Raw genomic sequence first — 26,221 nt, forward strand, 5'->3', positions numbered from 1 at the left:
AAATACGGAAAGCCGATCGGCGCAGTCGCAAAGGTGCCCGACGGGTCCACAATCGCGCCGGGCAGCACCCAGGAGGCACGCGATGGCGATCCCCGCTTCGGACATCCAGTTTGCCGGCTCGATCCCGGCGCTCTACGACGAATATCTCGTCCCGATGATCTTCGAGCCCTACGCGGCCGAACTCGCGGCGCGCGTCGCGGCGCTGGCCCCCTCGCGCGTGCTGGAGACCGCCGCCGGCACGGGCGTCGTCACGCGCGCCATGGCGCGCGCCCTGCCGGCCGGTGCCGAGCTGATCGCGACGGACCTGAACCAGCCCATGCTCGACCGCGCCGCCGCCACGGGCACGCCGCGGCCCGTGCACTGGCAGCAGGCCGACGCGATGCAGCTCCCCTTCGAGGACGCGAGCTTCGACGTGGTGGTCTGCCAGTTCGGCGCGATGTTCTTCCCCGACAGGGCCGCCGCGTATGCGCAAGCGCGCCGCGTGCTGCGGCCCGGCGGCGTGTTCCTCTTCGACGTCTGGGACCGCATCGAGGACAACGAATTCGCCGATGTCGCGACGCAGGCGCTTGCCGAACTGTTCCCCTCCGACCCGCCACGCTTCTTGGTGCGGGTGCCGCACGGTTACCACGATCGCCAGGTGATCGAGCGCGATCTCGCAAACGCGGGATTCGCTGCAAACCCCGGCTTCGAAACCGTCGCCGCACGCAGCCGCGCCGCATCGGCGCATGCAGCGGCGTTTGCCTATTGCGAGGGCACGCCGCTGCGCAACGAGATCGAAGCCCGCTCGGGCAGCTTCGCCGAAGCCACGGCCGTCTGCGAGGCCGCCATCGCCCGGCGCTTCGGCACCGGGCCGGTCGACAGCAAGATCCAGGCGCACATCGTCACCGCGCGCCGCTGATCGCGCTCAGCCCTCGACCTTTCGCAGCACGTAGCCGATGCGCGGGAAGTGCACGTGCACCGTGCCGAAGCGCTCGCCGGTGCGGCGCAGCGTGTAGTGCGTGCGCGTGGCGGCGATGAGCTCGCCGTCGGTCGGCTCCTGGCCGAAGCTCTCGGCGGCGATGGTGACGTGCGAGCCGAGCGGAATGCCGTGGTCGTCCTGGAAGGTGCTGTCCGACAGCAGCGTGTGCGGCGTCGAGGCCCTGGCGACTTCGAAGGCCTGGGGCTCGTCGAACATCTCCATCGTGCCGTGGCCGAGGCCGGCCATGCGGTCGAGCCAGTCCACCACCGCGGGCGTGAGCTGGAGGATCTCCGCCATCGACGGCGTGCGCTTGCGCGTGAACCACAGCGGGTGGTAGCAGGCGAAGTCCGCCACCGTCGGGTAGCCGCCGAGCAGGTAGTCGGTGTCGTCGAGCATGTCGGACAGCCGCCGCAGGTACGACTTGTAGGCCGACGTGGCATCGCCCGGTCGCAGGCGGACCATGTTGCCGCTCATGGCCTTGCGGTCCTCGCCGAAGGCCTTGGCGGCCTCGGGCGGCGCCTTGGCGAAGACATCCGCCGCTCCCTTGCCGCTGAAGCTGTAGGCCATCGAGGCCCAGAACAGGCTGCTGTCGGCCCACTGTGCGACCACCCGGGACAGCCCCTTGCCCGGCTCGGGATAGAGCGAAGGCAGCGGCGTGAGATGTTCGAGCACGTCGCAGATCAGCACCGTGTCGCAGTAGATGTCGGCGCCGATCTGCAGCACCGGAACGCGGCGGTAGCCGCCGGTGAGCGCCACGTAGTCGGGCTTGGGCATGATCTGCGGAACGATCACCGACTTCCAGCTGAGCTTCTTGAAGCCCATGATCAGCCGTACCTTCTCGCAGAAGGGCGACGTCGCGTAGTGATGGAGGATCAGGTCTGCCATGGAAATCCTTACCGTTGCGTTGAATTCAGTGCGGCTGCGCGCGGGCAATGATCGCATCGAAATCGACCGCCCGGCCCAGCGTGCCGAACACATGGCCCCAGTCCCCGCCGAGGCGCGATGCACAGAAGGCGCTCGTGACTTCGCCCGGTGCCGTCTGCGCCAGCAGGGCGCCCTGCACCGCCAGCGCCACATCCTGCGCCAGGCGGCGCGCTTCGGGTTCGGTCGCCATCGCTTCGATGCGCGCGGGCAAGGCATCGGCGAGGCGGTCGAGCGCCGCGTCGGTGCCGCGCGCGGGCGCGATCTCCTGCGCGATGGCGGCGACCGCATCGCCCTTGCGCAGGCCGCGCAGCAGATCGAGCGCCATGATGTTGCCGGCGCCCTCCCAGATGGAATTGAGCGGCATCTCGCGATAGATGCGCGCCATCACGCCTTCGCCGCCCTCCTCCACGTAGCCGTTGCCGCCGAGGCATTCCATCGCCTCCTGCGCCACGAGGCTGCCGCGCTTGCAGATCCAGAACTTCGCCACCGGCGTGAGCAGCCGCGCCATCAGGCGCTCGTGCTCGTCGTCCGGCCGGTCGAAGGCGCGTGCGAGGCGGATCGCCAGCGCGGTGGCCGCTTCGCTTTCGAGCGCCAGGTCGGCCAGCACGTTCTTCATCAGCGGCTGCTCGATGAGAGGCTTGCCGAAGGCGCTGCGCTGCGCGGTGTGGTTGAGCGCGAGGCTGACTGCCTGGCGCATCAGGCCGGTGGTGCCGAGTGCGCAATCGAGCCGCGTCATCGTGCCCATTTCGAGGATCTGCGGGACGCCGCGCCCTTCCTCGCCGACGAGCCAGGCGGTCGCGCCGCGGAACTCGACCTCGGAGCTCGCGTTGGCCTTGTTGCCGAGCTTGTCCTTGAGCCGCTGGATCTGGATCGCGTTGCGGCTGCCGTCACCCAGCACGCGCGGCAGGAAGAAGCACGACAGGCCTGCCGGCGCCTGCGCGAGGATCAGGAAGGCATCGCACATCGGCGCCGAGAAGAACCACTTGTGGCCGGTGATCTCGTAGCGCTCGCCCCACGCATCGCTGCCCGCGCGAACCGCGCGCGTGGTGTTGGCGCGCACGTCCGAGCCGCCCTGCTTCTCGGTCATGCCCATGCCCATGGTCACGCCGGGCTTGTCGGACCACGGCTGCAGGCTCGGGTCGTACCAGAGGCTCGCGAGCTTCGGCCCCCAGTCGGCATGGATGGCCGCATTGCCGCGCAGCGCCGGCGCGACCGCGTAGGTCATCGAGATCGGGCACAGGATCGACGGCTCGAGCTCGGTGAACAGCATGAAGCCGGCCGCGCGATGCACATGCGGCGAGGGCCCGGTGGCCGCCCAGGCCGTGCCGTGCAGGCCGGCCCCGACCGCGGTCGACATCAGCGCGTGGTAGCTCGGATGGAACTCCACCTCGTCGATGCGCCGCCCGAAGCGATCGTGCGTGTGCAGCACCGGCGTGTGGATGTTCGCGAGCCGCGCGTGCGTCTGCATCTCGGCCGAGCCGAGCGCCGCGCCCAGGTGGCCCAGCGCAGCGGTGTGCAACTGCGGCGCGTTGAACTTCAGCGCGCCCTGCAGCGGCCGGTTGGTTTCGAAGAGGTTGTAGCCGGTCAGCGGAGCCGGCTGGTTGAACACTTCGTGAGTCGTATCCATGGCCGGTCTCCGTGGCGTTGTCAGATCAGCTTGACGAGCTGCTTGCCGAAGTTGCGGCCCTTCAGCAGGCCGAGGAAGGCTTCGGGCGCGGCCTCGATGCCCTCAGCGACCGACTCGCGGGGGCGCAGCTTGCCGCTTGCCACCAGCGCGCCGAGCTCGGCCAGCGCCTCGGGCCACACTTCCATGTGCTCGCTGACGATGAAGCCTTCGAGCTTGATGCGGTTGATGAGGAACAGCGCCGGGTTCGCAAGCGGCAGCGGCTGGCCGTCGTAGCCCGCGATCATCCCGCACAGCGCGACGCGCGCGAAGGCGTTGGCGCGAAGCAGCACGGCATCGAAGATGTAGCCGCCGACGTTCTCGAAGTAGCCGTCGATGCCCCTCGGGCAGGCTTCCTTGAGCGCCGCGCTCATGCTCTTGACGTCGGGGTGCTGGCGGTAGTCGATGCAGGCGTCGAAGCCGAGCTCGTCGGTCACGTACTTGCACTTTTCGGCACCGCCCGCGATGCCCACCACGCGGCAGCCGCGCGCCTTGGCGAGCGCGCCGAAAGCGCTGCCGACCGCCCCGCTCGCCGCGGTGATGACCAGCGTCTCGCCCGCCTTCGGGTTGATGATCTTCACCAGGCCGTACCAGGCGGTGACGCCGGGCATGCCGACCGCGCCGAGGTAGTGCGACAGCGGCACGTGCGTGGTGTCCACCTTGCGCAGCATGCCGGGCTGCGAGGCATCGACCACGCTGTATTCCTGCCAGCCGCCGAAGCCGACCACCTTGTCGCCCACCGCGAATTTCGGGTGCTTGCTTTCGACGATCTCGCCGACCGTGCCGCCCTGCATCACCTGCCCGAGCGGCTGCGGCTGCGCATAGCTCTTGGACTCGTTCATGCGGCCACGCATGTAGGGATCGAGGCTCATGTAGTGATGGCGGACCAGCACCTGGTTGTCCTTGAGCGGCGGCGTCTCGCTGGTCACGAGCTTGAAGTTGCTGGCGACGGCTTCGCCCTCGGGGCGGTTGTCGAGGATCTGTTGCTTGTTGGTGGGCATGGAAGTCTCCGTGTCGGAATCAGTCGGTCGAAGGCGGGCGCATCTCGTTGGCGCTCGCGGGTCCGGTCGGCAGCCGGCGCTTGACGTACTTGAAAGTGCCGGTCGCATGCGCGCAGATGCGCTCCTGCGCGTCGTAGATCCTGGCCTCGGTGAAGCCCATCGTGGCGGTGCGATGCAGCAGCTTGCCGCGCGCGACGAGCGGGCCGACCGAAGGGGCCATGAAAGTGGTCTTCATCTCGATCGTGACGACGCCGATTTCCGGCGTCTCGCTGCGCGCCGCGGCGGCCATGGCAATGTCGAGCATCGTCATCACCGCACCGCCGTGCGTCACGTCGAAGGTGTTCAGATGCTCGGGCTTCGCGGTGTAGCGCAGCTCGGACTCGCCGCCCTCGAACTTCGCGATCTCGAAGCCGAGATGGCGCGCAAAGGGAATCTGATCCGTATAGGACCGCAGGTTGATGCTGTTGCTGGAATCGTTCATCTCAAGCGCCAAGGACCACGCTCACGCCGCCATCCACGGCCAGCCACTGGCCGGTGATGTGCTTGCCGGCATCGCTCGCGTACAGCAGCGTGATGCCCTTGAGGTCCTCCTCGTCGCCGAGTCGGCCGAGCGGCGCGTGCGCCGCCATCTTCTCCTCGCCGATCGACTTGATCAGGCCGGCCGCCATCTTCGTCATGAAGAAGCCCGGGCAGATCGCGTTGACGTTGATGCCGTACTTGCCCCACTCCGCCGCCAGCGTGTGCGTGAAGCCGATCACCGCGCTCTTGGAGGTGTTGTAGGCGATGGTCTGCATCTCGGGCGGGTTGCCGTTCAGGCCCGCGATCGACGCGATGTTGATGATGCGGCCGCTCTTCTTCGGGATCATGTAGCTGCGCGCGACCTGCTGCGCGAGGATGAAGTAGCCGCGGACATTGAGGTTCATGACCTTGTCCCAGGCCTCGACCGGATGGTTTTCGGCCGGTGCGCCCCAGCTCGCGCCGGCGTTGTTGACCAGGATGTCGACCGCGCCCATGCGCTCCAGCGTCTCGTCGGCCAGGCGGCGCGTGTCTTCCTCCCTGGAGCAGTCGGCGGCGATCCAGCGCGCATCGATGCCGGCCGCCTGCAGCTCGGCCGCGGCCTGTTCGAGGTCCTCGGCCTTGCGCGAACTCAGCATGATCTTGGCGCCGGCCTCGCCGAGCGCATGGGCCATCTGCAGCCCGAGGCCGCGGGAGCCGCCGGTGACCAGCGCGACCTTGCCGCTCAGGTCGAACAATTTCTGGATGCTTCTTGCAGTCATGGTGTCTCCGGGGGATCAGTGGGTTTCGTAGTCGAGCACGGTGCGCGATTCGCGCAGGCCGCCGAGGACGGCCGAGACCGCGACGTGCACCGGATGCTCAAGATAGGCCTTGAGCGCCGCCTGGTCGTCGAAGGCCGAGACGAGCACGACGTCCACGTTGGCTTCGAGGCCCTCGGTGCGGACCGCCGCCTCGAACTCGCGCATGCCGGGTACCAGGCCCTTGCAGCTGTCGAGCTGGGCCTTGAATCTGGCCGCGTCGCCCGGGTTCTTGAGCTTCCACATGACGATGTGTTTGATCATGGCTGTTCCTTGGCGTTACTTGTTCGAGAGTCGCGAGCGGACATAGATCAGCACGAAGCCCACCGCGGCGACCACCGCACCGGGCACGGCCAGGGTCCAGCCGAGTGCCGGCTCCGCGCGCCCGGTCGCAATGCCGAGGATCAGGATGAGCAGGCCGCCGTAGATCAGGATCCATATCCATTTTTCCAGCGTGGCGTGCGCTTTGGTTTCGGTCATCAGAAAGCCTCCTCGGGCAATGTGGCGCAGGTCGGGTCGCGCGACTCGACGACATTGAGCCAGGCGCCGATCTTCGGCAGTTCGTAGTTGAAGAAAAAGTCCGTTGCGCCGACGCGGCCCGCGGTGGCCGGCAGCGACTTCGCGCCGTCGGCCTGCAAGGCGCGGTGCGCGACGTCGAGCCAGATCCAGGCCAGCACCACGTGGCCGAAGGCCTGCATGTACGGCACGGCGTTGGCCAGTGCCTCCTGCGGATTGCCGGTGGACCATGCGGCCTTCGTCGCGGCGGCCACACGTTGCAGCGCCGCGCCGAGGGCCTTGGCATGGCCGGCCAGCGCGGGCAGCGCGGCGGCGCGCTCGATGGTAGCCGCGATCCGGGCGCCCAGGAGCGTGAGGCCGCGTCCGTCTTCCATCAGCACCTTGCGTCCGAGCAGGTCGGTCGCCTGGATGCCGTGCGTGCCCTCGTGGATCATGTTCAGGCGGTTGTCGCGCCAGTACTGCTCGACCGGAAAATCCCGCGTGTAGCCATAGCCGCCATGGATCTGGATCGCGAGCGAATTGGCTTCGAGGCACCACTCGCTCGGCCAGCTCTTGGCGATCGGGGTCAACACCTCCAGCAGCAGCCGCGCATCATCGGCGGCTTCGGGCGTGCCGGTCTTCTGCTCGTCCACCAGCCGGGCGCAGTAGAGCTCCAGCGCGAGGGCGCCCTCGCAATACGCCTTCTGCGCGAGCAGCATGCGGCGCACGTCGCTGTGCTCGATGATGCGCACCTGCGGCTTCGCGGAATCCTTGCCCGCCGGCCCGACAGGACGACCCTGCGGGCGCGCCTTCGCGTACTCGAGCGAGGCGTGGTAGCCGGCCATGCCGAGCATCACCGCCGCGGTGCCGACGCCGATGCGCGCCTCGTTCATCATGTGGAACATGCAGTGCAGGCCCTTGCCGGGCTGGCCGACCAGGTAGCCGACCGCGCCGGCCTTGCCGCCCACCGGGTACTTGCCTTCGCCGAAGTTGAGCAGCGTGTTGGTGGTGCCGCGCCAGCCGAGCTTGTGGTTCAGGCCGGCCAGCGCCACGTCGTTGCGTTCGCCGGTGAGTTGCCCCTTCGTGTCGACCATGCGCTTGGGCACGATGAAAAGCGAAATGCCGCGCGTGCCCGGAATCAGCTTGCCGTTCTGGTCGGGGATCTTGGCGAGCACGATGTGCACGATGTTCTCGGTCAGCTCGTGGTCGCCCGAAGAGATCCACATTTTGTTGCCGGTAAGCCGAAAGCGCGGCCCGAGCGGATCGTCCTGGAAATCAGGGCCGTCGGGCACCGCCCGCGTCGCCACGTCGCTGAGGCTGGAGCCGGCCTGCGGCTCGGACAGGCACATGGTGCCCGCCCAGCGGCCCGAGAACTCGTTCTTGGCGAAGACCTCCTTCTGCATCTCGGTGCCGTGCACCATCAGCAGGTTGGCGTTGCCGCTCGTGAGCATGTTCGAGCCGATGCTGACCGAGGCCATGGCGAAGAAACTGTTGGCCGCTGCCTGCACGGTGTAGGGCAACTGCATGCCGCCGATGTCGTAGTCCTGCGCTGCGCTCATCATGCCGGACTCGACGAAGGCCTTGTGCGCATCGTGCGTGGCCTGCGGCAGGATCACCTTCTCGCCGTCGAAATGCGGCTCCTGGGTGTCGACGGTGCGGTTGAATGGCGCGTACTTCTCGCGCGCGATGCGCTCGCAGGTGTCGAGCACCGCGTCGAAGGTCTCGCGCGAATGGTCGGCAAACCGCTCGCGCTCGTTGAGCGACTCGGCATGGAGCCAGTCGTACAGTAGGAAATCAAGAGTAGGACGAAGGCTCATGGTTGGTTCTCAATGCAACGGCCCGAAGGCCGGATACCCCGCGGAACCGGCTCTGCCGGGCCGCTGGGGTTGCCCCCGGCAGGGGGTGGAGAGCGACACGAAGTGCGCGAGCCTGGGGGCGAGCTACAAGATTTCGAACACGCCGGCCGCACCCATGCCGCCGCCGATGCACATCGTCACGACCACCTTCTTTGCGCCGCGGCGCTTGCCTTCGATCAGCGCATGGCCGGTCAGGCGCTGGCCGCTCACGCCGTAGGGGTGGCCGACGGCGATCGCGCCGCCGTTGACGTTCAGGCGGTCGCCCGGGATGCCGAGCTTGTCGCGGCAGTAGATCACCTGCACCGCGAAGGCTTCGTTGAGTTCCCAGAGGTCGATGTCGCTGACCTTGAGGCCCAGCCGCTTGAGGACCTTCGGCACCGCGAACACCGGGCCGATGCCCATTTCGTCAGGCTCGCAGCCCGCGACCGCGAAGCCGAGGAAGCGGCCGAGGGGCTTGAGGCCCTTCTGCTCGGCGTACTTCTCGTCGACCACCACGCAGGCACCGCCGCCGTCGGAGAACTGGCTGGCGTTGCCCGCCGAGATCAGTCCGCCCGGCAGCGCCGAGCGGATGCCGCTGATGCCCTCCTTGGTGGTGCCGGGGCGGATGCCTTCGTCGTTCTCGACCGTGACTTCCTTGGTGCGCAGGCCCATCACCGGATCGGCGACGCCGGCCAGCACGGTGATCGGCGCGATCTCGGCCTTGAAGAGGCCGGCTTCGAGCGCCGCGCTGGCCTTCTGCTGGCTGGCGGCGCCGTACTCGTCCATCGCATCGCGGCCGATGTTGTAGCGCTTGGCGACCTGCTCCGCCGTCTGCAGCATGTTCCAGTAGATCTCGGGCTTGTGCTTGACCAGCCACGGATCGGCCAGCATGTGCTTGTTGGCTTCGTTCTGCACGCAGGAGATGCTCTCGACGCCGCCGGCGACGTAGACCTCGCCCTCGCCCGCGATGATGCGCTGGGCCGCGGTCGCGATGGTCTGCAGGCCCGACGAACAGAAGCGGTTGATGGTCATGCCCGAGGTGGTGATCGGCAGGCCGGCACGCAGCGCGATCTGGCGTGCGATGTTGGAGCCGGTCGCGCCTTCAGGCGTGGCGCAACCCATGATCACGTCATCCACTTCGGCCGGATCGATGCCGGCGCGCTGGACCGCATGCTGCACCGCGTGGCCGCCGAGCGTGGCGCCGTGCGTCATGTTGAAGGAGCCCTTCCAGCTCTTGGCGAGCGGCGTGCGGGCGGTGGAGACGATGACGGCGCTGGTCATGGTGTGGTCCTTTGAAGAAGAGGGATGTCGGTTACTGGGGCTGCGCGGCGTTGCGCAGCAGCTGCTGATAGAAATTGATCGCCTCGCCGTAGTTCGAGATGGCGAGACGCTCGTTGGTGCCGTGGAAGCGCGCCAGGTCCTCGCTCTTCGCGCGGTACGGCGAGAAGCGGTAGACCGAGTCACTGATGAGACTGAAGTGGCGCGAATCGGTGGCGGCGGTCATCAGGCCCGGGGCGACGATGGCGTCGGGAAACGTCTGCCGCACCGTGTGCTCGATCGCGCGATAGCCGTTGGCCTCGGTCGGCGAGACCGGCGACGGCTCCGAGTTGCCCGGGTAGCGCTTGACCTGGATCGCGTCGTTGCCGAGCGCCTTTTTCAGGTGCGCTTCGACGCTGTCGATGGTGTCGCCCGGCAGGATGCGGAAGTTCACGGCCGCCTCGGCGCGGCCCGGCAGGACGTTGTCCTTGTTGCCGGCGCGCACGATGGTCAGCGCGGTGGTCGTGCGCAGCATGGCGTTGCTGCTCGGGCTCTTCTCGAGCTGGCTTTCCACCAGCGGCCCGCTGAGCCACAGATTCGACAGCAGCACGCGGTTGAGGCCGCTCATCTCCGGCGCAAGGGTGCCGAACATCTGGCCCGCGATGCCCTTGATGCCACCCGGCATCGGCGTGGCTTCGAGCCGCGCGAGCGCCGCGCTCATCTGGCCGATCGCGCTGTGCGCTGGCGGCATCGACGAGTGGCCCGGCGCGGTGTCGAGCGACAGGAAAAAGGTCGCATAGCCCTTCTCCGCCAGGCCGATCAGCGCCGAAGGCTTCGACAGGCCCGGCAGCACGCCGTCGAGCACCAAGAGGCCTTCGTCGAGCACCCAGTCGAGCCGCACGCCGCGCGACTTGAGCAGCTCGGCGATCGGCAGCGCGCCACGCAGGCCGCTCACCTCCTCGTCGTCGCCCATCACGAGGTAGACCGTCTGCGTGGGCTTGAAGCCGCTCGCGACCAGCGCCTCGACGGCTTCCATCTGCGCGAACAGGTTGCCCTTGTCGTCGAGCGCACCGCGGCCCCAGATGAAGCCGTCCTCGATCACGCCGCCGAAGGGGTCGACCTTCCAGGCCTTCTCGGTGCCGGGCGCGATCGGCACCATGTCCTGGTGCGCCATCAGCGCAACGGGCCTGGCCTGCGGATCGGAGCCGGTCCAGGTGTAGAGCAGCGCGTGCTGCCCGATCACTTCCTTCTTGAGGGTGGCGTGGACCTTCGGGAACTGCTCGGCGAGGTAGGCATGCAGCTTGTCGAATTCCGCCGCGTTGCCGGCAGGATCGTCGAGGCTGGACACCGTGCGGAACCGGATCCCGCCCGCCAGCCGCCTGGCGGCGGCCTGCACATCGATCGCGAGCGGCGCCGCGGGCGTCACGGCAACCTGCCGTGACGGCGTGCGCCAGGTGTTGACCGCCATCGCCGCCACCCCTCCCGCGATCACCAGCACCAGCGCAAGGAACGCACGTTTCAGCATGGAACGGTCTCGCCTCCGCTCAGCTGAACGACTTGCCTTCGGCCACCAGCTTCTGGATCAACCCGGCGGGCTGCCAGAACTTCGCGTCGTCGTGCGGGTTCTTCGCGAAGCGCTTCATCGACTCGGCGACGTTGAAGAGGCCGACCTGCGACGCGTAGTGCATCGGGCCGCCGCGCCAGATCGGGAAGCCGTAGCCGGTCAGGTACACCATGTCGATGTCGCCCGCCTTCGACGCAATGCCGTCTTCGAGGATGTGCGCGCCTTCGTTGACGAGCGAATACACCAGGCGCTGCACGATCTCTTCGTCGGAGATCTTGCGCGGCGTGATGCCGAGTTCCTTGCGGTGGTCCTCGATCATCTTGTTGACCAGGTCCGACGGAATCGCATCGCGCTTGCCGGGCTGGTAGTCGTACCACCCTGCCCCGGTCTTCTGGCCGAAGCGGCCGAGTTCGCAGAGCTTGTCGGCCGTGCGGCTGTACTTCATGTCGGCGATCTCGGTCGCGCGGCGCTTGCGGATCGCCCAGCCGATGTCGTTGCCGGCCAGGTCGCCCATGCGGAACGGGCCCATCGCGAAGCCGAACTTCTCGATCGCCTTGTCGACTTGCTGCGGCGTCGCGCCTTCGTCGAGCAGGAAGCCCGCTTGCCGCGAGTACTGCTCGATCATGCGGTTGCCGATGAAGCCGTCGCAGACGCCCGAGACCACGGCCGTCTTCTTGATCTTCTTGGCGATGCCCATCACGGTGGCGAGCACGTCCTTGGCGGTTGCCTTGCCGCGCACCACTTCCAGGAGCTTCATCACATTGGCCGGGCTGAAGAAGTGCATGCCGACCACGTCCTGCGGACGCTTGGTGAAGGCCGCGATCTTGTCCACGTCGAGCGTGGAGGTGTTCGAGGCGAGGATCGCGCCGGGCTTGATCACGCGGTCGAGCTCGCTGAACACCTTTTCCTTGACGCCGAGTTCCTCGAAGACGGCCTCGATGACGAGGTCGACGTCCTTCAGGTCGTCGTAGGACAGCGTGGTCTTGAGCAGGGCCATGCGCTCTGCGTACTTGTCCTGCTTGAGCTTGCCCTTCTTGACCTGCGCCTCGTAGTTCTTCTTGATCGTCGCGATGCCGCGGTCGAGCGCTTCCTGCTTCATCTCGAGGATGGTGACCGGGATGCCGGCATTCAGGAAGTTCATCGAGATGCCGCCGCCCATGGTGCCGGCGCCGACCACGCCGACCGACTTGACCGCGCGCTGGGGCGTGTCGCCGGGCACGTCCGGAATGTGCGAGGCGGCGCGCTCGGCCATGAACAGGTGGCGCAGCGCGATCGATTCGGGCGTGAACATCAATGCGGTGAAGATGCGGCGCTCTTCGGCCATGCCCTCGTCGAACTTCATCTTCGTGGCGGCCTGCACCGCATCGACGCACTTGAGCGGCGCCGGATAGTTCTTCGACATGCCGCCGACCATGTTGCGCGCGAACTGGAAGTAGGCGTCGCCCTGTGGGTGCTTGCACGGCAGGTTGCGCACCAGCGGCAGGGCCTCGCCCGTCTTGCCGGCCACCGACTTCGCGAACTCGATGGCTTCGTCGAACAGCGACTCGGCCGATGCGGCCAGCTTGTCGAACAGCTTCTGGCCCGGCAGCGATGCGAGCATCTCGCTCTTGACCGGCTCGCCGCTCACGATCATGTTGAGCGCGGTCTCGACGCCGAGCACGCGCGGCAGGCGCTGGGTGCCGCCGGCGCCGGGGACGAGGCCCAGCTTGACCTCAGGCAGCGCGACATTGGCGCCCGGTGCAGCCACGCGGTAGTGGCAGCCGAGCGCCAGTTCGAGACCGCCGCCCATGCAGACGGAATGGATCGCGGCGACGATCGGCTTGGTCGAGGCTTCGAGCGCGAGGATCACGCTCAGCAGGTTGGGTTCCTGCAGCGCCTTGGGCGTGCCGAATTCCTTGATGTCCGCACCGCCCGAGAAGGCCTTGCCGGCGCCCGTGATGACGATCGCCTTCACCGCGGGATCGTCGATGGCCTTGGAGAGACCGTCCGTGATACCGATGCGCGTCGAGAAACCGAGGCCATTGACCGGGGGGTTGGTCATGGTGATCACGGCGACGTCGCCGAGCACTTTGTATTCAGCCGTCATGCTGCGTTCCTTTGGATTGGGAGAGGATCGAAAAAACGGGTTCGAAGACCTCGCCGCCATCGACGCCGAGGACTCCGCACTTAAAAAGCACGAGTGTTCTTTTTTCGTCGGATTCTAGGCGTTTCGGAAGGCGCCGCAATGGCGTTCAGTCGCTACCGGGACAAGCTGGAAGTCAGACTTCCAGCCATTCCTTTCGGGTGGCGGCATCGGCGCGCAATGAATCGGGCGTGCCGTCGAACACGATGCTGCCGTGGCCCATGACGAGCGCGCGGTCCGAGATCTGCATCGCAATGGTCAGCTTCTGCTCGATCAGCAGCACCGAGATGCCCTTGTCCTTGAGCGTGCGCAGGTACTGCCCCACCAGTTCGACGATCTTCGGCGCCAGGCCTTCGGTGGGCTCGTCGATGATGATCAGGTCCGGGTCGCCCATCAGCGTGCGGCACAGCGTCAGCATCTGCTGCTCGCCGCCCGAGAGCACGCCGGCCTCGGTGTGCTGGCGCTCCCTGAGGCGCGGGAACATGCCGTACATGTCGTCGAAGGACCAGCGGCTGCCCTTGCCCGATCCCTTCTGGCCGAGCAGCAGGTTCTGGTGCACCGTCAGTTTGGGAAAGATGTCACGGTTCTCCGGCACGTAGCCGATGCCGAGGTGCGCGATCTCGTAGGCCTTGCAGTGCAGGATGTCGCGCTCCTTCCAGCGGAGATGGCCTTCGGCATGCACGAGGCCCATGATCGCCTTCGCCGTGGTCGAGCGGCCGGAGCCGTTGCGTCCCAGCAGCGCCACGATTTCGCCGGGCCGCACGTCGAACGAAACACCGTGCAACACATGGCTCTTGCCGTAATAGGCGTGGATGTCTTGGAGTTTGAGCATGTCAGTGTCCAGCACCTTGCGCATCGGCGACTGCCGAACCCAAATAGGCCTCCTGCACGCGCGCATTGGCGCGCACCGCGGCCGGCGTGTCGAAGGCGATCACCTCGCCGTAGACCACCACCGCGATCTTGTCGGCGAGGCCGAACACCACGCCCATGTCGTGCTCGACGGTCAGCAGCGTCTTGCCGACCGTCACCTGCTTGATCAGGGCGATGAAGTGCGCCGTCTCGGTCTTGCTCATGCCCGCCGTCGGCTCGTCCAGCAGGATCACGCTGGCGCCGCCGGCGATGGTCACGCCGATCTCCAGCGCGCGCTGCTCCGCGTAGGTGAGGTTCACCGCCAGCACGTCGCGCTTCTTGTCGAGGCCGACCTGGTGGATCAGTTCCTCGGTGCGCGCGTTGGCATCGTCGAGCTTCGACAGGAAGCGCAGGAAGCTGTAGCGATAGCCGAGGCTCCACAGCACGCCGCAGCGCAGGTTCTCGAACACGCTGAGCTTCGGAAAGATGTTGGTGATCTGGAAGCTGCGCGACAGGCCGAGGCGATTGATCTCGTAGGGCCTCATCCCGTCGATGCGTTGCCCGTTGAGCAGGACCTCGCCGCTGGTGGGCGCGAGCCGGCCGCTGATCAGGTTGAACAGGGTCGACTTGCCGGCGCCGTTGGGTCCGATGATGGCGATGCGTTCGCCCGCCTGCACTGCGAGGTCGACGCCCCGGATGATGTCCGTCTTGCCGAAGCTCTTTCGCAGGCCCTTGAGTTCGAGTGCACGGCCCTTCATTATTTGCGTCTCGCTCATGTGGTCGCCCGTCGTTTGATTTCGGCTTCGATCTGCTCCTGCGCGTGGCCCCAGGCCTGGGCGAAGCGCCGGCGCATCCATTCCAGCAGGACCACGCCCACGAGGGCCACCGCCGCGGCGCCAAGCCAACTGCCGGCACTCCCGGTGTCGAGCACGAGTCCGGCAAACCGGACCTGTGGTCCCAGCGCCGCGTTCAATTGGATGTGATAGACCATTTCGACCAGTGCCGCGGCCCCCACGACCACCAGTGCGCCGGTGGCGACGAGCCCGGCGTAGAGCTTCCAGAAAGGCTTGAACAGGCCGAACTTCGCGACCCGCAGGTTCATCATGACCAGGCTGGCGACGCCGCCCGGCGCGAACATCACCATGAAGAGGAACACCAGGCCCAGATAGAGCAGCCAGGCCTTGGTGAGTTCGGACAGCATGACCGATGCGAACACCAGCAGCACCGCGCCGATGATCGGACCGAAGAAGAAACCGGCCCCGCCAAGGAAGGTGAACAGCAGATAGCCTCCGGAGCGCAGGCCGCTCAGGCTGTCGCTGGCATTCACGATCTCGAAGTTGATGGCCGACAGGCCGCCGCCGATTCCGGCGAAGAAGCCCGCGATGATGAAGGCGAAGTAGCGCACGCGCTGGGTGTTGTAGCCGATGAATTCGACCCGCTCCGGGTTGTCGCGCACCGCGTTCAGGATGCGCCCGAGCGGCGTGCCCGTGAAGGCGAACATCAGCGCCGTGCAAACGAAGCAGTAGGCCGCGATCAGGTAGTAGACCTGCAACTGCGGACCGAAGCTCAACCCGAAAAATGGCGTGCCGTACACCCGGTTGGTCGTGACGCCGCCCTCGCCGCCGAAGAATCCGGGGAACATCAGCGCCATGGACGCCACCAGTTCACCGATGCCCAGCGTGATCATGGCGAAGGTGGTGCCCGACTTCTTGGTCGTCACGAAGCCCAGGAGGACGGCGAAGAACATGCCGCCCAGGCCGCCGACCAGCGGGATCAGCACCAGCGGCACGGGCAGGCTTCCCTGGGTCGCCAGATTCATGGCGTGGATCGCGATGAAGGCGCCCATCCCGGTGTAGACGGCGTGCCCGAAGCTCAGCATTCCACCCTGTCCGAACAGGATGTTGTAGCTCAGGCAGATGATGACCAGGTAGCCCATCTGCGACAGCATCGTCAGCGCAAGGCCGCTGCGGAACAGCACTGGCGCCAGCAGCAGCAGCAGCGCGAACAGCGTCCAGATGACGATGCGCCCGATGTTCCAGGGCTTGAAGCGGTAGTACTGCGTTGTCATGCTTTGCGTTGCGCTCATCAATCCTCCCGCGTGCCGAGCAGGCCCTTGGGCCGGAAGATCAGGATCAGCACCAGGAACATGTACGGCAGGATGGGTGCGATCTGCGAAATCTTGAGGCTCAGCAGCTCGTACCCGAAGGTCTGGCTGCCGACGGTCATGCCCAGGGCCTGGAGCGCGCCGGCAAAGGACTGGTCCATGGCGACCGCGAAGGTCTGCACCACGCCGATGAGAAGGGAGGCGAGAAACGCCCCGGCGAGCGACCCCATGCCGCCCACCACGACCACCACGAAGATGATCGAGCCGACCGATGCCGCCATGGCCGGCTCGGTGACGTAGGTGTTGCCGCCGATCACGCCAGCCAGGGCCGCCAGCGCGGCGCCGCCCCCGAACACCAGCATGAAGACACGCGGCACGTTGTGACCGAGCGCTTCGACCATTTCAGGATGCTTGAGCGCGGCCTGGATGACCAGGCCGATGCGCGTGCGGGTCAGCAGCAGCCACACCGAGACGAGCATCAGCACCGCGATCAGCATGATGAAGGATCGGGACTTGGGAAACTGGGTTCCGTAGATGGTGAACAGCGGCCCTTCGAGCGCCGGCGGCAAGGCATAGGGGACCACCGAGCGCCCCCAGACCAGCTGCACGACTTCGAGGATCAGGTAGGAAAGACCGAAGGTCACGAGCAGCTCCGGCACATGCCCGAACTTGTGGACGCGCCGCAGGCTGTAGCGCTCGAATGCCGCGCCCAGCACGAAGACGATCAGGGGCGCCACGACGAGGGCCGGCCAGAAGCCGACGACAGTGGAGATCGAGTACGCGAAATAGGCGCCCAGCATGTAGAAGCTGGTGTGCGCAAAATTGAGCACACCCATCATGCTGAAGATCAGCGTGAGGCCGGAGCTCAGCATGAACAGCAACAAGCCATAGCTGAGGCCGTTCAACAGGGAGACGGTGAAGAATTCCATGGGATCTGGGTGAACGGTTCGGGGCGTCGCCGAATGCCCCAAATAGCGACGCCGGGGAGCGATGGGCATCATTCCCCGGCGTGCGGCTCCGGCAAGCGTGCTAGGAGGTCGAGGCGCCCGGACGCTTCATCTGGCACGAGGTCGGCGTGCTGGCGATGTAGGGCTCCAGGTACTTCACCGGCGCGAAGGTGAAGCCGGTCTTCTCGACGCTGTACTTGTTCTTGGCATCGACCTTCTGCCACTTGGAGATCCAGAGGCCCTGCTGCAACTGGTGATCGGTCTTGCGCATTTCGCTCTCACCGTTGAAGCCCTTGAACTTCAGGCCTTCCATCGCCGCAGCAACCTTGACCGGGTCGGTGGATTTCGCCTTGGCCATCGCGTTGCTCATCATCACCAGGGCGTTGTAGACCGAGAAGGTGTAGAGGTCATCGTTGAACTTCTGCTGGAACTCGTTCGTCAGGGTGCCCAGGCGACCCGGGTAGTTCGAGTGGTTGTAGGCGATCTGGTAGACCTCGAGATCCCCACCCGAAGCCAGCGCGGTCGGGGTGCCGGACACCCCGGCATAGTAGGCATAGACCGGCACCTTCAGGCCGGCGTCGTTCAGCGCCTTGATCAGGAGGGTCATGTCCTGGCCCCAGTTGCCGGTCACGATCGTGTCGGCGCCCGACTGCTTGATCTTGGCCACGTAGGGCGCGAAGTCCTTGACCTGGCCCAGGGGATGCAGGTCGTCGCCCACGATCTGGACGTCGGGCCGCTTGCGCGCCAGGCCCTCCTTGAAATACTTGGCGACCTGCTGGCCGTGCGAGTAGTTCTGGTTGATCAGGTAGACCTTCTTGACGGTGGGCTGGTCCTTCATGAAGGTAGTCAGCGCCTCCATCTTCATCGAGGTGTCGGCGTCGAGGCGGAAGTGCCAGTAGTTGCACTTGTCGTTGGTCAGGACCGGGTCGACCGCCGCGTAGTTCAGGTAGATGATTTCCTTGCCGGGATTGCGCTCGTTGGCCTTTCCGACCGCATCGGCCAGCGGCACGGCGACGTTCGAGCCGTTGCCCTGCGTGACATAGCGATAGCCCTGGTCGCTGGCGGCCTTGAGCAGGTTCAGCGCCTCCTGCGGAGAGCTCTTGCTGTCCATGCCCGTGATCTCGAACTTGACCCCGGCCGGGTTCTCTTCCGGCGTCAGGTGTTCGGCCACGAACTGCCAGCTCTTGAGCTGGTTCTGCCCCACGTTGGCGAAGGGGCCCGAAAGACCTTCGATCATGGCGATCCTGACGGTTTCTCCCTTCTGGGCAAAAGCCCCGGCGGCGCCCGACAGCATCAGGCTCGCGGCAAGGAATTTGAGTGCGAATTTCATGGAAGTCGTCTCCTGGGTCGGTGGTCGTTCAAACACGGGCTGAGGGTACAAGTCTTTGCATGTGCACCCCTCAGGGAATGCCCGTAACGGCGGACTCCAAGCCCCCTCAAACTATCACCCAGGCGACACGGACGCCACGAAATCCTACCGGCCGGTAGCTTGGCCGTCAGGTGCCCGGCAGCTTGTAGTCGCGCAACAGCTCGCGCAGCTTCGTCTTGAGGATCTTGCCGGTCGCGCCGATGGGGATCGCATCGACGAAGACGACGTCGTCCGGGATCTGCCACTTGGCCGTCTTGCCCTGATAGAAGGCCAGCAATTCGTCGCGCGTCACTTCGGCGCCGGGCTTCTTCACCACGACGATGATCGGCCGCTCGTCCCACTTGGGATGCTTCACGCCGATGCACGCCGCCATCGCGACCGCCGGATGGGCCACGGCGATGTTCTCGATGTCGATGGAGCTGATCCATTCGCCGCCGGACTTGATCACGTCCTTGCTGCGGTCGGTGATCTGCAGGAAGCCGTCGGCATCGATGGTGGCGACGTCGCCGGTCGGGAACCAGCCGCGCCCGTTCTCGTCGTCGACCAGCGGGTCGCCGCCCTCGCCCTTGAAATACTCCTTGACCACCCACGGGCCCTTGACCAGCAGGTCGCCGTAGGCCTTGCCGTCCCACGGCAGGTCCTTGCCGTCGCCGTCGATGATCTTCATGTCCACGCCGAAGATCGAGCGGCCCTGCTTCATGCGGATCGCGGTCTGCTGCTCGGGCGGCATCTCGAGGTGCTTGTTCTTCAGCGTGCACAGGGTGCCCAGCGGCGACATTTCGGTCATGCCCCACGCATGCAACACTTCGACACCGTACTGTTGCTGGAACGCATTGATCATCGCCGGCGGGCAGGCGGAGCCGCCGATCACCGTGCGCTTGAGCGTCCCGAAGCGCAGAGCGTTGGCCTGCAGGTGACCCAGCAGCATCTGCCAGACCGTCGGCACGCCGGCGGCGAAGCTCACCTTCTCGCCTTCGATCAACTCGTAGACCGACTTGCCGTCGAGCGCCGGACCGGGGAAGACAAGCTTGGCGCCGACCAGCGCGGCCGAGTACGGAATGCCCCAGGCATTGACGTGGAACATCGGCACCACCGGCAGCACCGAGTCGCGCGCCGACAGCGACATCACGTCGGGCAAGGCCGCCGCGTAGGCGTGCAGCAAGGTCGAGCGGTGACTGTACAGCGCCGCCTTGGGGTTGCCCGTGGTGCCGCTCGTGTAGCACATGCTGGAGGCCGAGTTCTCATCGAAGCTCGGCCAGGCGTAGTCGGTCGGGCGCTGGCTCATCCAGGCCTCGTAGCTCACCAGATTGGGGATGCCACTGTCGGCCGGCAGTTTGTCGGCGTCGCACAGCGCGATCCATTTCTTCACCGTGGTGCACTTGGCGTGCATCGCCTGCACCAGCGGCAGGAAGCTCATGTCGAAGCAGAGGATCTGGTCTTCGGCATGGTTGGCGATCCAGGCGATCTGGTCCGGATGCAGGCGCGGGTTGATGGTGTGCAGCACGCGGCCGGAGCCGCTCACGCCGTAATAGAGCTCCAGGTGGCGGTAGCCATTCCAGGCCAGCGTCGCGACCCGATCGCTGAAGAGCAGTTGTTCGTCGTCGAGCGCATTGGCCACCTGCCGCGAACGCGCGGCAATCCGGCGCCATGTGGTGCGGTGAATGTCGCCTTCCACTCTGCGAGAGACGATTTCGGCGTCGCCGTGATGGCGTTCGGCGAACTCGATCAGCGACGAGATCAAGAGCGGTTGGTCCTGCATCAAACCCAGCATCGATTGGCTCCTTCTTGAACGGGCTTTGTTGATTCGGCAGCAACGCAATGTAACCAGCGCGCGCCCTGCGGCCCGAGGTTCACCCAGGGGGGCGCGCCACACAATGACAGAAACCCGCAGTCGCGGCCGGTGGACCGCGGGTGCGGGACAATCCACCCATGAGCACGCTTGCAGAAGAAACCGAAGCCGTGGATCTCGGGCTGCGCTGGGCCCCGGGCTTCTCGGCGCTCGGGCCCGCGTTCTATACCGAACTGCGGCCGACGCCGCTGCCCGAGCCCTACTGGGTGGGCCGCAGCCTCGCGATGGCGAGGGAACTCGGCCTGGACCCCGATCAGCTGTCTTCGGACGACGCCCTGGCCGCTTTCACGGGCAATGCATCGGTCAGGGGTTCGCGGCCGCTTTCCTCGGTCTACAGCGGGCACCAGTTCGGGGTCTGGGCCGGCCAGCTCGGGGACGGCCGCGCGATCCTGCTGGGCGAAACGGCGGGCGGGCTCGAAGTGCAGCTCAAGGGCAGCGGGCTCACGCCCTACTCCCGCATGGGCGACGGCCGGGCGGTGCTGCGTTCGAGCATCCGTGAATTCCTGTGCAGCGAGGCGGTCAACGCCCTCGGCATCCCGACCACGCGCGCGCTGTGCGTCACCGGCTCCGATGCCCCCGTGCACCGGGAGGAGATCGAAACCGCCGCCGTGGTGACCCGGGTGGCGCCGAGCTTCATCCGCTTCGGCCATTTCGAACACTTCGCCGCCCGGGAGCGCGACGCGGAACTGCGCGCCCTGGCCGACTACGTGATCGACCGCTACTACCCCGCCTGCCGGACCACGGAGCGCTGGGGCGGCAACGCCTACGCCGCGCTGCTCGAAGCGGTGAGCGAGCGCACCGCGGCGCTGCTTGCGCAATGGCAGGCGGCCGGCTTCTGCCACGGGGTGATGAACACCGACAACATGAGCATCCTCGGGCTCACCATCGACTACGGGCCCTTCCAGTTCCTCGACGGCTTCGACCCGCGGCACATCTGCAACCACAGCGACACCTCCGGCCGCTATGCCTACAACCAGCAGCCGAACGTGGCGTACTGGAATCTCTTCTGCCTCGCCCAGGCGCTGCTGCCGCTGATCGGCGACCAGGAAATCGCGGTCGCGGCGCTGGAGTCGTACAAGACCGTCTTCCCTCATGAATACGAGGCCCGCATGCGGGCCAAGCTCGGCTTGACCGACCGGGCCGAATCGGACCGTTCCCTGATCGAGCGGCTGCTGAAGCTGCTGGCGCAGGAGAAGGTCGACTACCCGATCTTCTGGCGGCGGCTCTCGCGCGTGATGGCCGGCGACAATCCGGATTCGGTGCGCGACCTGTTCATCGACCGCGGCGGCTTCGACGGCTGGTTCCGCTCGTTCACCGAGCGCCATGCCGCGATTGCGCCCTCGAAGGCGGCCGACCTGATGCTCGCCAGCAATCCCAAGTTCGTGCTCAGGAACCATCTGGGCCAGCAAGCCATCGAAGCCGCACAGCGCAAGGACCACTCCGGCGTCGCCGCCTTGCTCAGGCTGCTCGAATCCCCATTTGAAGAGCACGCCGGCCACGACCAATGGGCCGGCTTCCCGCCCGACTGGGCTTCAACGATCGAAATCAGCTGTTCATCATGACCGCACCCACCCAGAAGACCGACGCCGAATGGAAAACGATCCTTGCCGAAAAAGGTGCCGAGCGCGGCGCCTTCGAGGTCACGCGCCATGCGGCCACCGAGCGCCCCTTCACCGGCAAATATGAAGCGCACTGGGAAGACGGCACCTACCACTGCATCTGCTGCGGCGCGAAGCTGTTCGAGTCGTCGACCAAGTTCGACGCCGGCTGCGGGTGGCCCAGCTTCTCGCAGGAAGCGGTGCCCGGCGCGATCCGCAACATCATCGACCGGTCGCACGGCATGGTTCGCACCGAAAATGTGTGCGCCAATTGCGGCGCGCACCTCGGCCACGTGTTTCCCGACGGACCGACCGAGACCGGCCTTCGCTACTGCATGAATTCGGCCGCGCTCGACTTCCAGAAGCGCTGAGCCACTACGAGCGACCGCGAGCGACTGAACGCCCCATCATGAAACTGATCCTCGACTTCTTCCCCATCCTGCTCTTCTTCGGGGCGTTCAAGCTCTACGACATCTACACCGCCACCGCCGTACTGATGGCCGGCACCGTCATCCAGATGGGCATCATCTGGCTGCGCGAGCGCAAGCTGCTGCCGATGCAGAAGGCCACCCTGGTGCTGATCCTGCTGTTCGGCTCGCTGACCCTCGCGCTGCACGACGACCGCTTCATCAAGTGGAAGCCGACGGTGCTGTACGGTGCGATGGCCGTGGCGCTCGCGGTGGCGCTGTGGGGCTTCAAGAAGAACTTCCTCAAGATGCTGCTGGGCACCCAGCTCGAACTGCCGACGCACATCTGGGGCCGGCTCAACGTGGCGTGGGTGGCGTATTGCGTCTTCATGGCCGCGCTCAACGGCTACGTGGCGGCGTATTTCAGCACCGAGGCGTGGGTCAACTTCAAGCTCTGGGGGTACGTCTTCCCGATCGTCTTCCTGGTGGTGCAGGGGCTGTACATCGCGCCCCACCTCAAATCCGACGAGCCCGCCGCATGAGCGCAGCGCCGGGCCGGCCCAAGCAAGCTCGCACCCCCTCGGGGGGCAGCGAGGACACGAAGTGCCGAGCGTGGGGGTACCCATGACGCCCCCCACCTCGCACGATCTCGAAGCGCGGCTGCGCGACGCACTCGACCCGACGATGCTCGAAGTCATCGACGAGAGCGCCGCGCACGCCGGCCATTCCGGCGCCAATGCCGAGGGCTATGGCACCCATTTCCGGGTCCGCATCGCCTCGCCGCTGTTCGCCGGGAAGTCCCGCGTGGCGTGCCATCGGCTTGTGTATGATGCGCTGCAGCTTTTCATCGCACAGGGTCTTCACGCGATTGCCATCGAGACGTTCTAAGCCGCTCTGATCGCACCCGGCCGTACACCTTGCGGCGAAAAACTCCCCTCCCTTTTCCATCCAGCGCTTTATTCAACCGCGCCCAAGGCGCGTCTACCTCCAGGATCGAGGCTCCCAACATGAAGAAACATATCCTGCAAGCCGTCGCAGCCGCCGTACTCGTTGGCGCGGTTCCCTTTGCCGCCTTTGCGCAGAACGCGGCCATCGTCAACGGCAAACCGGTTCCGAAGGCGCGCATGGAGGTGCTGGCTCAGCAGCTGGCGGCAGCCGGCCGCCCCGTCACGCCCGAGATGCAGGAGCAGCTGCGCGAGGAGGTCATCGCCCGCGAGGTCTTCATGCAGGAAGCGCAGAAGCAGGGCCTGGATGCCACCGAGGACTACAAGAACCAGCTCGAACTCGCCCGCCAGGCGATCCTGATCCGCCAGCTGTTCGAGAACTACCGCAAGACCAATGTCGTGTCGGACGCCGACGCCAAGGCTGAGTACGACAAGTTCGCCGCCGCCAACAGCGGCAAGGAATTCAAGGCCCGCCACATCCTGGTCGAAAACGAAGACCAGGCCAAGAAGATCATTGCCGACCTCAAGAAGGGCGCCAAGTTCGAGGACATCGCCAAGAAGCAGAGCAAGGACCCGGGTTCGGGCGCCAACGGCGGCGACCTCGACTGGGCATCGCCAGCGAGCTTCGTGCCCGAGTTCTCGGAAGCGATGGTCAAGCTCGGCAAGGGCGAGATGACGCAGACGCCGGTCAAGTCGCAATTCGGCTATCACATCATCCGCGTCGACGACATCCGCCAGGCGCAACTGCCGAAGTTCGAGGAAGTGAAGCCGCAGATCGTGCAGCAGCTGCAGCAGCAGCGTCTGCAGAAGTACCAGGAAGAACTGCGCGCGAAGGCGAAGGTCGAATAAGCGCGCGCTCGCGGACCCCGAAAGAAGAAGGAAGCGGCCTCCCCACGGAGGCCGTTTTTCTTGATGTCACCGCGCCACGATCCGGCAGGCGCGGGATCGGGCTTCGGTGTTGCCGTTGTCATCGATGAGCGTGTAGGCGACGGTCGCTTCGGTGCGCGCCGCGTCCGATGGCTCGATGTCGAGGTCGGCGTCGCCGTAAGGCGCGACCGTGACGGCCTCGGCCACCTCCTTCGCATCGTGCGTGAACTGCAGCTCGGCCAGGTTCGCGAAGTAAGGCGTGGGATTCTTCACCGTGAGGTGCGGATGCCCCGGCTCGTTGTCGAGCAGGAATTCGAGCTTGGAGGGGACTTCGCCGGGCGACACCGGCAAGTCCTGCGGCCGCACGAAGACCTTCATCTGCGTGCGGATCGCCACCGTGAGCGTCGCGGCATCCGGCGAACGGTCGACCTCGGTGGGAGGAATCTCGTAGAGATTCAGCCAGAACAGCGATTCGCGGTCCTTGGGGAGCGGCGCGCCCGAATACAGGAGGCGCAGGCTGATCTGGTCGTGCGGGTTCAGCCGGAAGATCGGCGGCAGGGGGATGATCGGCGCGCGCGAGTTCTCGGGCAGCGAGTCCAGCGCGCCGTCGTCCACCCAGACCTCCACCACCACCGGATAGTCGTTCAGGTTGATCAGTTGCAGGGAACGCTCGCCCGCGCCGGCCATGAAGACGACCCGGGTCGACTCGGCCACGACGCCGGCGAAGGCAGCCCGTCCGGCGAACAGTCCCAGCGCCAGCAGGAAGAGGATGCGAACGAACGGCATTCGAAGGATCGCCATGGGATCGACTCCTTTTACTGGACGCGAATCACGACCTGCGCGCGCGCATTGACCTTGCCCGGCGTGACGGTGCGGCCCGGGATCTTCTTGAGCGTCGCCTGCAGGTGCTTGGTGTAGCTGGTCACGCCGGCGGCGACGCCGGTCGATGAGGCGCCCTCCAGCACCGGATACCAGCCCGCTGCGTTGCCGGTGGCCGTGACCATCTCGTTGCCGAGGAAGTTGAGCGCCGTGCCGTCGCCGAATGCGAGCGCGACTCCCACGCCGGTGGCGACGCCGGAATCCACGCCGTAGCCGTCGGACAGCAGAAAGGTCGCGCCGCCGCTGGCGGTGGTCAAGCCCAGGCCCGCGGCGCTCTGGTAGTTGGCCGCCGGAACCAGGACGCCCATCGCGGTCTGCCCGGCCTTGACCCCGCTCGCGAGCGCAGTCAGCCCGGTATTGGCCGGTGCCCCAGTCTGGCATTCGAAGGTGATGTCGATCGGCATCTGCCGCGTGCCGCCGCCTTCGAGCTCCGCGACGGTCATCAACGGGAAGCGCACGTTCGGCGTCACGTTCGTCACCGCGCAGGTGGCCGACCGGTTCACCGTGAGGCGGTTGTACAGATTGACCGTGCCCGGCCAGGCGGTGTACCAGCCTTCGTAGTACGACAGCGAGTCGCGCCCATCCTGCAGATTGTTCGAGAACCCCGGCCCCTTGAACGCGATGTAGGCCGCGGGCTGCGAATAGCCGTAGTTGCCCGAACCGGTACTGCCGCCCGTGTTGCTGACGCGAACCAGCTCCACTCGCACGTCGCTGAAGTTCTTGGCCTTGACCAGGATCTTGCCCTGGCTGTCGTGGTCCAGGCCGGTCAGCGGCCTGGACTGCCAGTAGCGGCTGAAGTAGTTGCCGGTCTGGGTGTGCGTGACACGGATCACCATGCCCCGGAAGTAGGTCCGGTAAGCGGCCGGCAAGCCGAAGCTCGCGCCGTCTTCGTACATGCCGCCGAATTCGTTGTCGCCGTTGGTCGCGTAGAACTCGAACAGGCTGCCCGCGTCCGCCGCATCGCAGCGGAACAGCACCTGCTCGGCGGTGTACGGCTCGTTGCCCAGCGTGAGAATGCTGGCACTGCCGCTGGCCAGCAGGGTGCCGTCGGGCTGGAAGGTGCTGCTGTTGAGATTCACCGCCGAGACCGAAAGGCCGCTGGCGCCGGCGCCGTCGACCGAACCCGTCCAGGTGTTGTGCGTGCCATGGGCCGGGTCGACGTAGTAGATCGAGTTGCTCGGATAGCTGGTCGTCGGCGCATAGCTGATCCGGGTGCAGGTGGCCCATGCGGGCACGCAGAGGGTCAGCATCACGGCCAGGGTCCAGCGGGAAAGCC

General features: G+C 66.3%; 25 protein-coding genes. 6 read left to right on the forward strand and 19 right to left on the reverse strand.

Features of this window, described 5'->3' with window-relative positions; translation table 11 throughout:
• The first annotated feature begins 82 nt into the window (after positions 1-82).
• A complete protein-coding gene (locus tag VAR608DRAFT_RS28660; protein WP_088957160.1) occupies positions 83-898 on the forward strand; it encodes a class I SAM-dependent methyltransferase in 816 nt (271 codons plus the stop codon).
• Positions 899-904: 6 nt separating this feature from the next.
• On the opposite strand, the gene VAR608DRAFT_RS28665 is transcribed toward VAR608DRAFT_RS28660, so the two are convergent.
• The 17 genes from VAR608DRAFT_RS28665 to VAR608DRAFT_RS28745 form a co-directional block, all read right to left on the reverse strand.
• Positions 905-1,843 carry a glutathione S-transferase family protein gene (locus VAR608DRAFT_RS28665; protein WP_088957161.1) on the reverse strand — a complete coding sequence of 313 codons (939 nt, stop codon included), beginning with the start codon at positions 1,841-1,843 and terminating at the stop codon, positions 905-907.
• Positions 1,844-1,868: 25 nt separating this feature from the next.
• A complete protein-coding gene (locus VAR608DRAFT_RS28670) occupies positions 1,869-3,509 on the reverse strand; it encodes an isovaleryl-CoA dehydrogenase (protein ID WP_088957162.1) in 1,641 nt (546 codons plus the stop codon).
• 20 nt (positions 3,510-3,529) lie between these two features.
• On the reverse strand, positions 3,530-4,546 hold the full coding sequence (locus VAR608DRAFT_RS28675; RefSeq protein WP_088957163.1) for an NADP-dependent oxidoreductase: 1,017 nt from the start codon (positions 4,544-4,546) through the stop codon (positions 3,530-3,532).
• 19 nt (positions 4,547-4,565) lie between these two features.
• Complete coding sequence (locus VAR608DRAFT_RS28680) at positions 4,566-5,027, reverse strand: PaaI family thioesterase (protein ID WP_088957164.1); 462 nt, start codon at positions 5,025-5,027, stop codon at positions 4,566-4,568.
• Position 5,028: 1 nt separating this feature from the next.
• Positions 5,029-5,823, reverse strand: coding sequence for an SDR family oxidoreductase (locus tag VAR608DRAFT_RS28685; protein WP_088957165.1), 795 nt, complete (start codon positions 5,821-5,823; stop codon positions 5,029-5,031).
• A gap of 15 nt (positions 5,824-5,838) precedes the next feature.
• Entirely contained in the window at positions 5,839-6,123 is a 285-nt protein-coding gene (locus VAR608DRAFT_RS28690; RefSeq protein ID WP_088957166.1) for a Dabb family protein, read from the reverse strand.
• 15 nt (positions 6,124-6,138) lie between these two features.
• Positions 6,139-6,339, reverse strand: coding sequence for a hypothetical protein (locus VAR608DRAFT_RS28695; protein WP_088957167.1), 201 nt, complete (start codon positions 6,337-6,339; stop codon positions 6,139-6,141).
• Positions 6,339-8,171: an acyl-CoA dehydrogenase gene (locus VAR608DRAFT_RS28700; protein WP_088957168.1), complete on the reverse strand. Its 1,833-nt coding sequence runs from the start codon at positions 8,169-8,171 to the stop codon at positions 6,339-6,341. Before VAR608DRAFT_RS28700 ends, VAR608DRAFT_RS28695 begins: the two co-directional genes overlap by 1 nt.
• Before the next feature lie 123 nt (positions 8,172-8,294).
• On the reverse strand, positions 8,295-9,470 hold the full coding sequence (locus tag VAR608DRAFT_RS28705) for an acetyl-CoA C-acyltransferase (protein WP_088957169.1): 1,176 nt from the start codon (positions 9,468-9,470) through the stop codon (positions 8,295-8,297).
• Positions 9,471-9,501: 31 nt separating this feature from the next.
• A complete protein-coding gene (locus tag VAR608DRAFT_RS28710) occupies positions 9,502-10,971 on the reverse strand; it encodes a M20 family peptidase (RefSeq protein WP_088957170.1) in 1,470 nt (489 codons plus the stop codon).
• A gap of 19 nt (positions 10,972-10,990) precedes the next feature.
• On the reverse strand, positions 10,991-13,096 hold the full coding sequence (locus VAR608DRAFT_RS28715) for a 3-hydroxyacyl-CoA dehydrogenase NAD-binding domain-containing protein (RefSeq protein ID WP_088957171.1): 2,106 nt from the start codon (positions 13,094-13,096) through the stop codon (positions 10,991-10,993).
• A gap of 172 nt (positions 13,097-13,268) precedes the next feature.
• Positions 13,269-13,964 (reverse strand): ABC transporter ATP-binding protein, encoded by a 696-nt coding sequence (locus VAR608DRAFT_RS28720; protein ID WP_088959028.1) that lies wholly within the window; start codon positions 13,962-13,964, stop codon positions 13,269-13,271.
• A 1-nt stretch (position 13,965) separates the two neighbouring features.
• Positions 13,966-14,739: an ABC transporter ATP-binding protein gene (locus tag VAR608DRAFT_RS28725; RefSeq protein ID WP_088957172.1), complete on the reverse strand. Its 774-nt coding sequence runs from the start codon at positions 14,737-14,739 to the stop codon at positions 13,966-13,968.
• Between the two features lie 14 nt (positions 14,740-14,753).
• Positions 14,754-16,067, reverse strand: coding sequence for a branched-chain amino acid ABC transporter permease (locus tag VAR608DRAFT_RS28730; protein ID WP_088957173.1), 1,314 nt, complete (start codon positions 16,065-16,067; stop codon positions 14,754-14,756).
• On the reverse strand, positions 16,067-17,014 hold the full coding sequence (locus tag VAR608DRAFT_RS28735) for a branched-chain amino acid ABC transporter permease (RefSeq protein WP_088957174.1): 948 nt from the start codon (positions 17,012-17,014) through the stop codon (positions 16,067-16,069). The genes VAR608DRAFT_RS28730 and VAR608DRAFT_RS28735 overlap by 1 nt, the downstream gene beginning before the upstream one ends.
• A gap of 100 nt (positions 17,015-17,114) precedes the next feature.
• Positions 17,115-18,362: a branched-chain amino acid ABC transporter substrate-binding protein gene (locus VAR608DRAFT_RS28740; protein WP_088957175.1), complete on the reverse strand. Its 1,248-nt coding sequence runs from the start codon at positions 18,360-18,362 to the stop codon at positions 17,115-17,117.
• 166 nt (positions 18,363-18,528) lie between these two features.
• Entirely contained in the window at positions 18,529-20,172 is a 1,644-nt protein-coding gene (locus tag VAR608DRAFT_RS28745; RefSeq protein WP_088957176.1) for a 3-(methylthio)propionyl-CoA ligase, read from the reverse strand.
• Between the two features lie 158 nt (positions 20,173-20,330).
• On the opposite strand from VAR608DRAFT_RS28745, the gene VAR608DRAFT_RS28750 reads away from it, so the two are divergent.
• From VAR608DRAFT_RS28750 to VAR608DRAFT_RS28770, 5 genes are all read left to right on the forward strand, one after another.
• On the forward strand, positions 20,331-21,812 hold the full coding sequence (locus tag VAR608DRAFT_RS28750) for a protein adenylyltransferase SelO (RefSeq protein ID WP_088957177.1): 1,482 nt from the start codon (positions 20,331-20,333) through the stop codon (positions 21,810-21,812).
• The gene (gene msrB, locus VAR608DRAFT_RS28755; protein ID WP_088957178.1) at positions 21,809-22,219 is read left to right on the forward strand and encodes a peptide-methionine (R)-S-oxide reductase MsrB; all 411 of its coding nucleotides are present in this window, start codon (positions 21,809-21,811) and stop codon (positions 22,217-22,219) included. Before VAR608DRAFT_RS28750 ends, msrB begins: the two co-directional genes overlap by 4 nt.
• Positions 22,220-22,257: 38 nt before the next feature.
• Positions 22,258-22,797, forward strand: coding sequence for a septation protein A (locus VAR608DRAFT_RS28760; protein ID WP_088957179.1), 540 nt, complete (start codon positions 22,258-22,260; stop codon positions 22,795-22,797).
• Between the two features lie 82 nt (positions 22,798-22,879).
• Positions 22,880-23,143, forward strand: coding sequence for a BolA family protein (locus VAR608DRAFT_RS28765; protein ID WP_088957180.1), 264 nt, complete (start codon positions 22,880-22,882; stop codon positions 23,141-23,143).
• Between the two features lie 119 nt (positions 23,144-23,262).
• Positions 23,263-24,048: a peptidylprolyl isomerase gene (locus VAR608DRAFT_RS28770; RefSeq protein WP_088957181.1), complete on the forward strand. Its 786-nt coding sequence runs from the start codon at positions 23,263-23,265 to the stop codon at positions 24,046-24,048.
• A gap of 66 nt (positions 24,049-24,114) precedes the next feature.
• On the opposite strand, the gene VAR608DRAFT_RS28775 is transcribed toward VAR608DRAFT_RS28770, so the two are convergent.
• Both VAR608DRAFT_RS28775 and VAR608DRAFT_RS28780 read right to left on the reverse strand, forming a co-directional pair.
• Positions 24,115-24,867, reverse strand: a complete 753-nt coding sequence (locus tag VAR608DRAFT_RS28775; RefSeq protein WP_231972995.1) for a fimbrial biogenesis chaperone — start codon at positions 24,865-24,867, stop codon at positions 24,115-24,117.
• A gap of 14 nt (positions 24,868-24,881) precedes the next feature.
• The gene (locus VAR608DRAFT_RS28780) at positions 24,882-26,195 is read right to left on the reverse strand and encodes a fimbrial protein (RefSeq protein WP_197700579.1); all 1,314 of its coding nucleotides are present in this window, start codon (positions 26,193-26,195) and stop codon (positions 24,882-24,884) included.
• Positions 26,196-26,221 lie beyond the last annotated feature (26 nt).

Source organism: Variovorax sp. HW608, from assembly GCF_900090195.1.
GTDB lineage: Bacteria > Pseudomonadota > Gammaproteobacteria > Burkholderiales > Burkholderiaceae_C > Variovorax.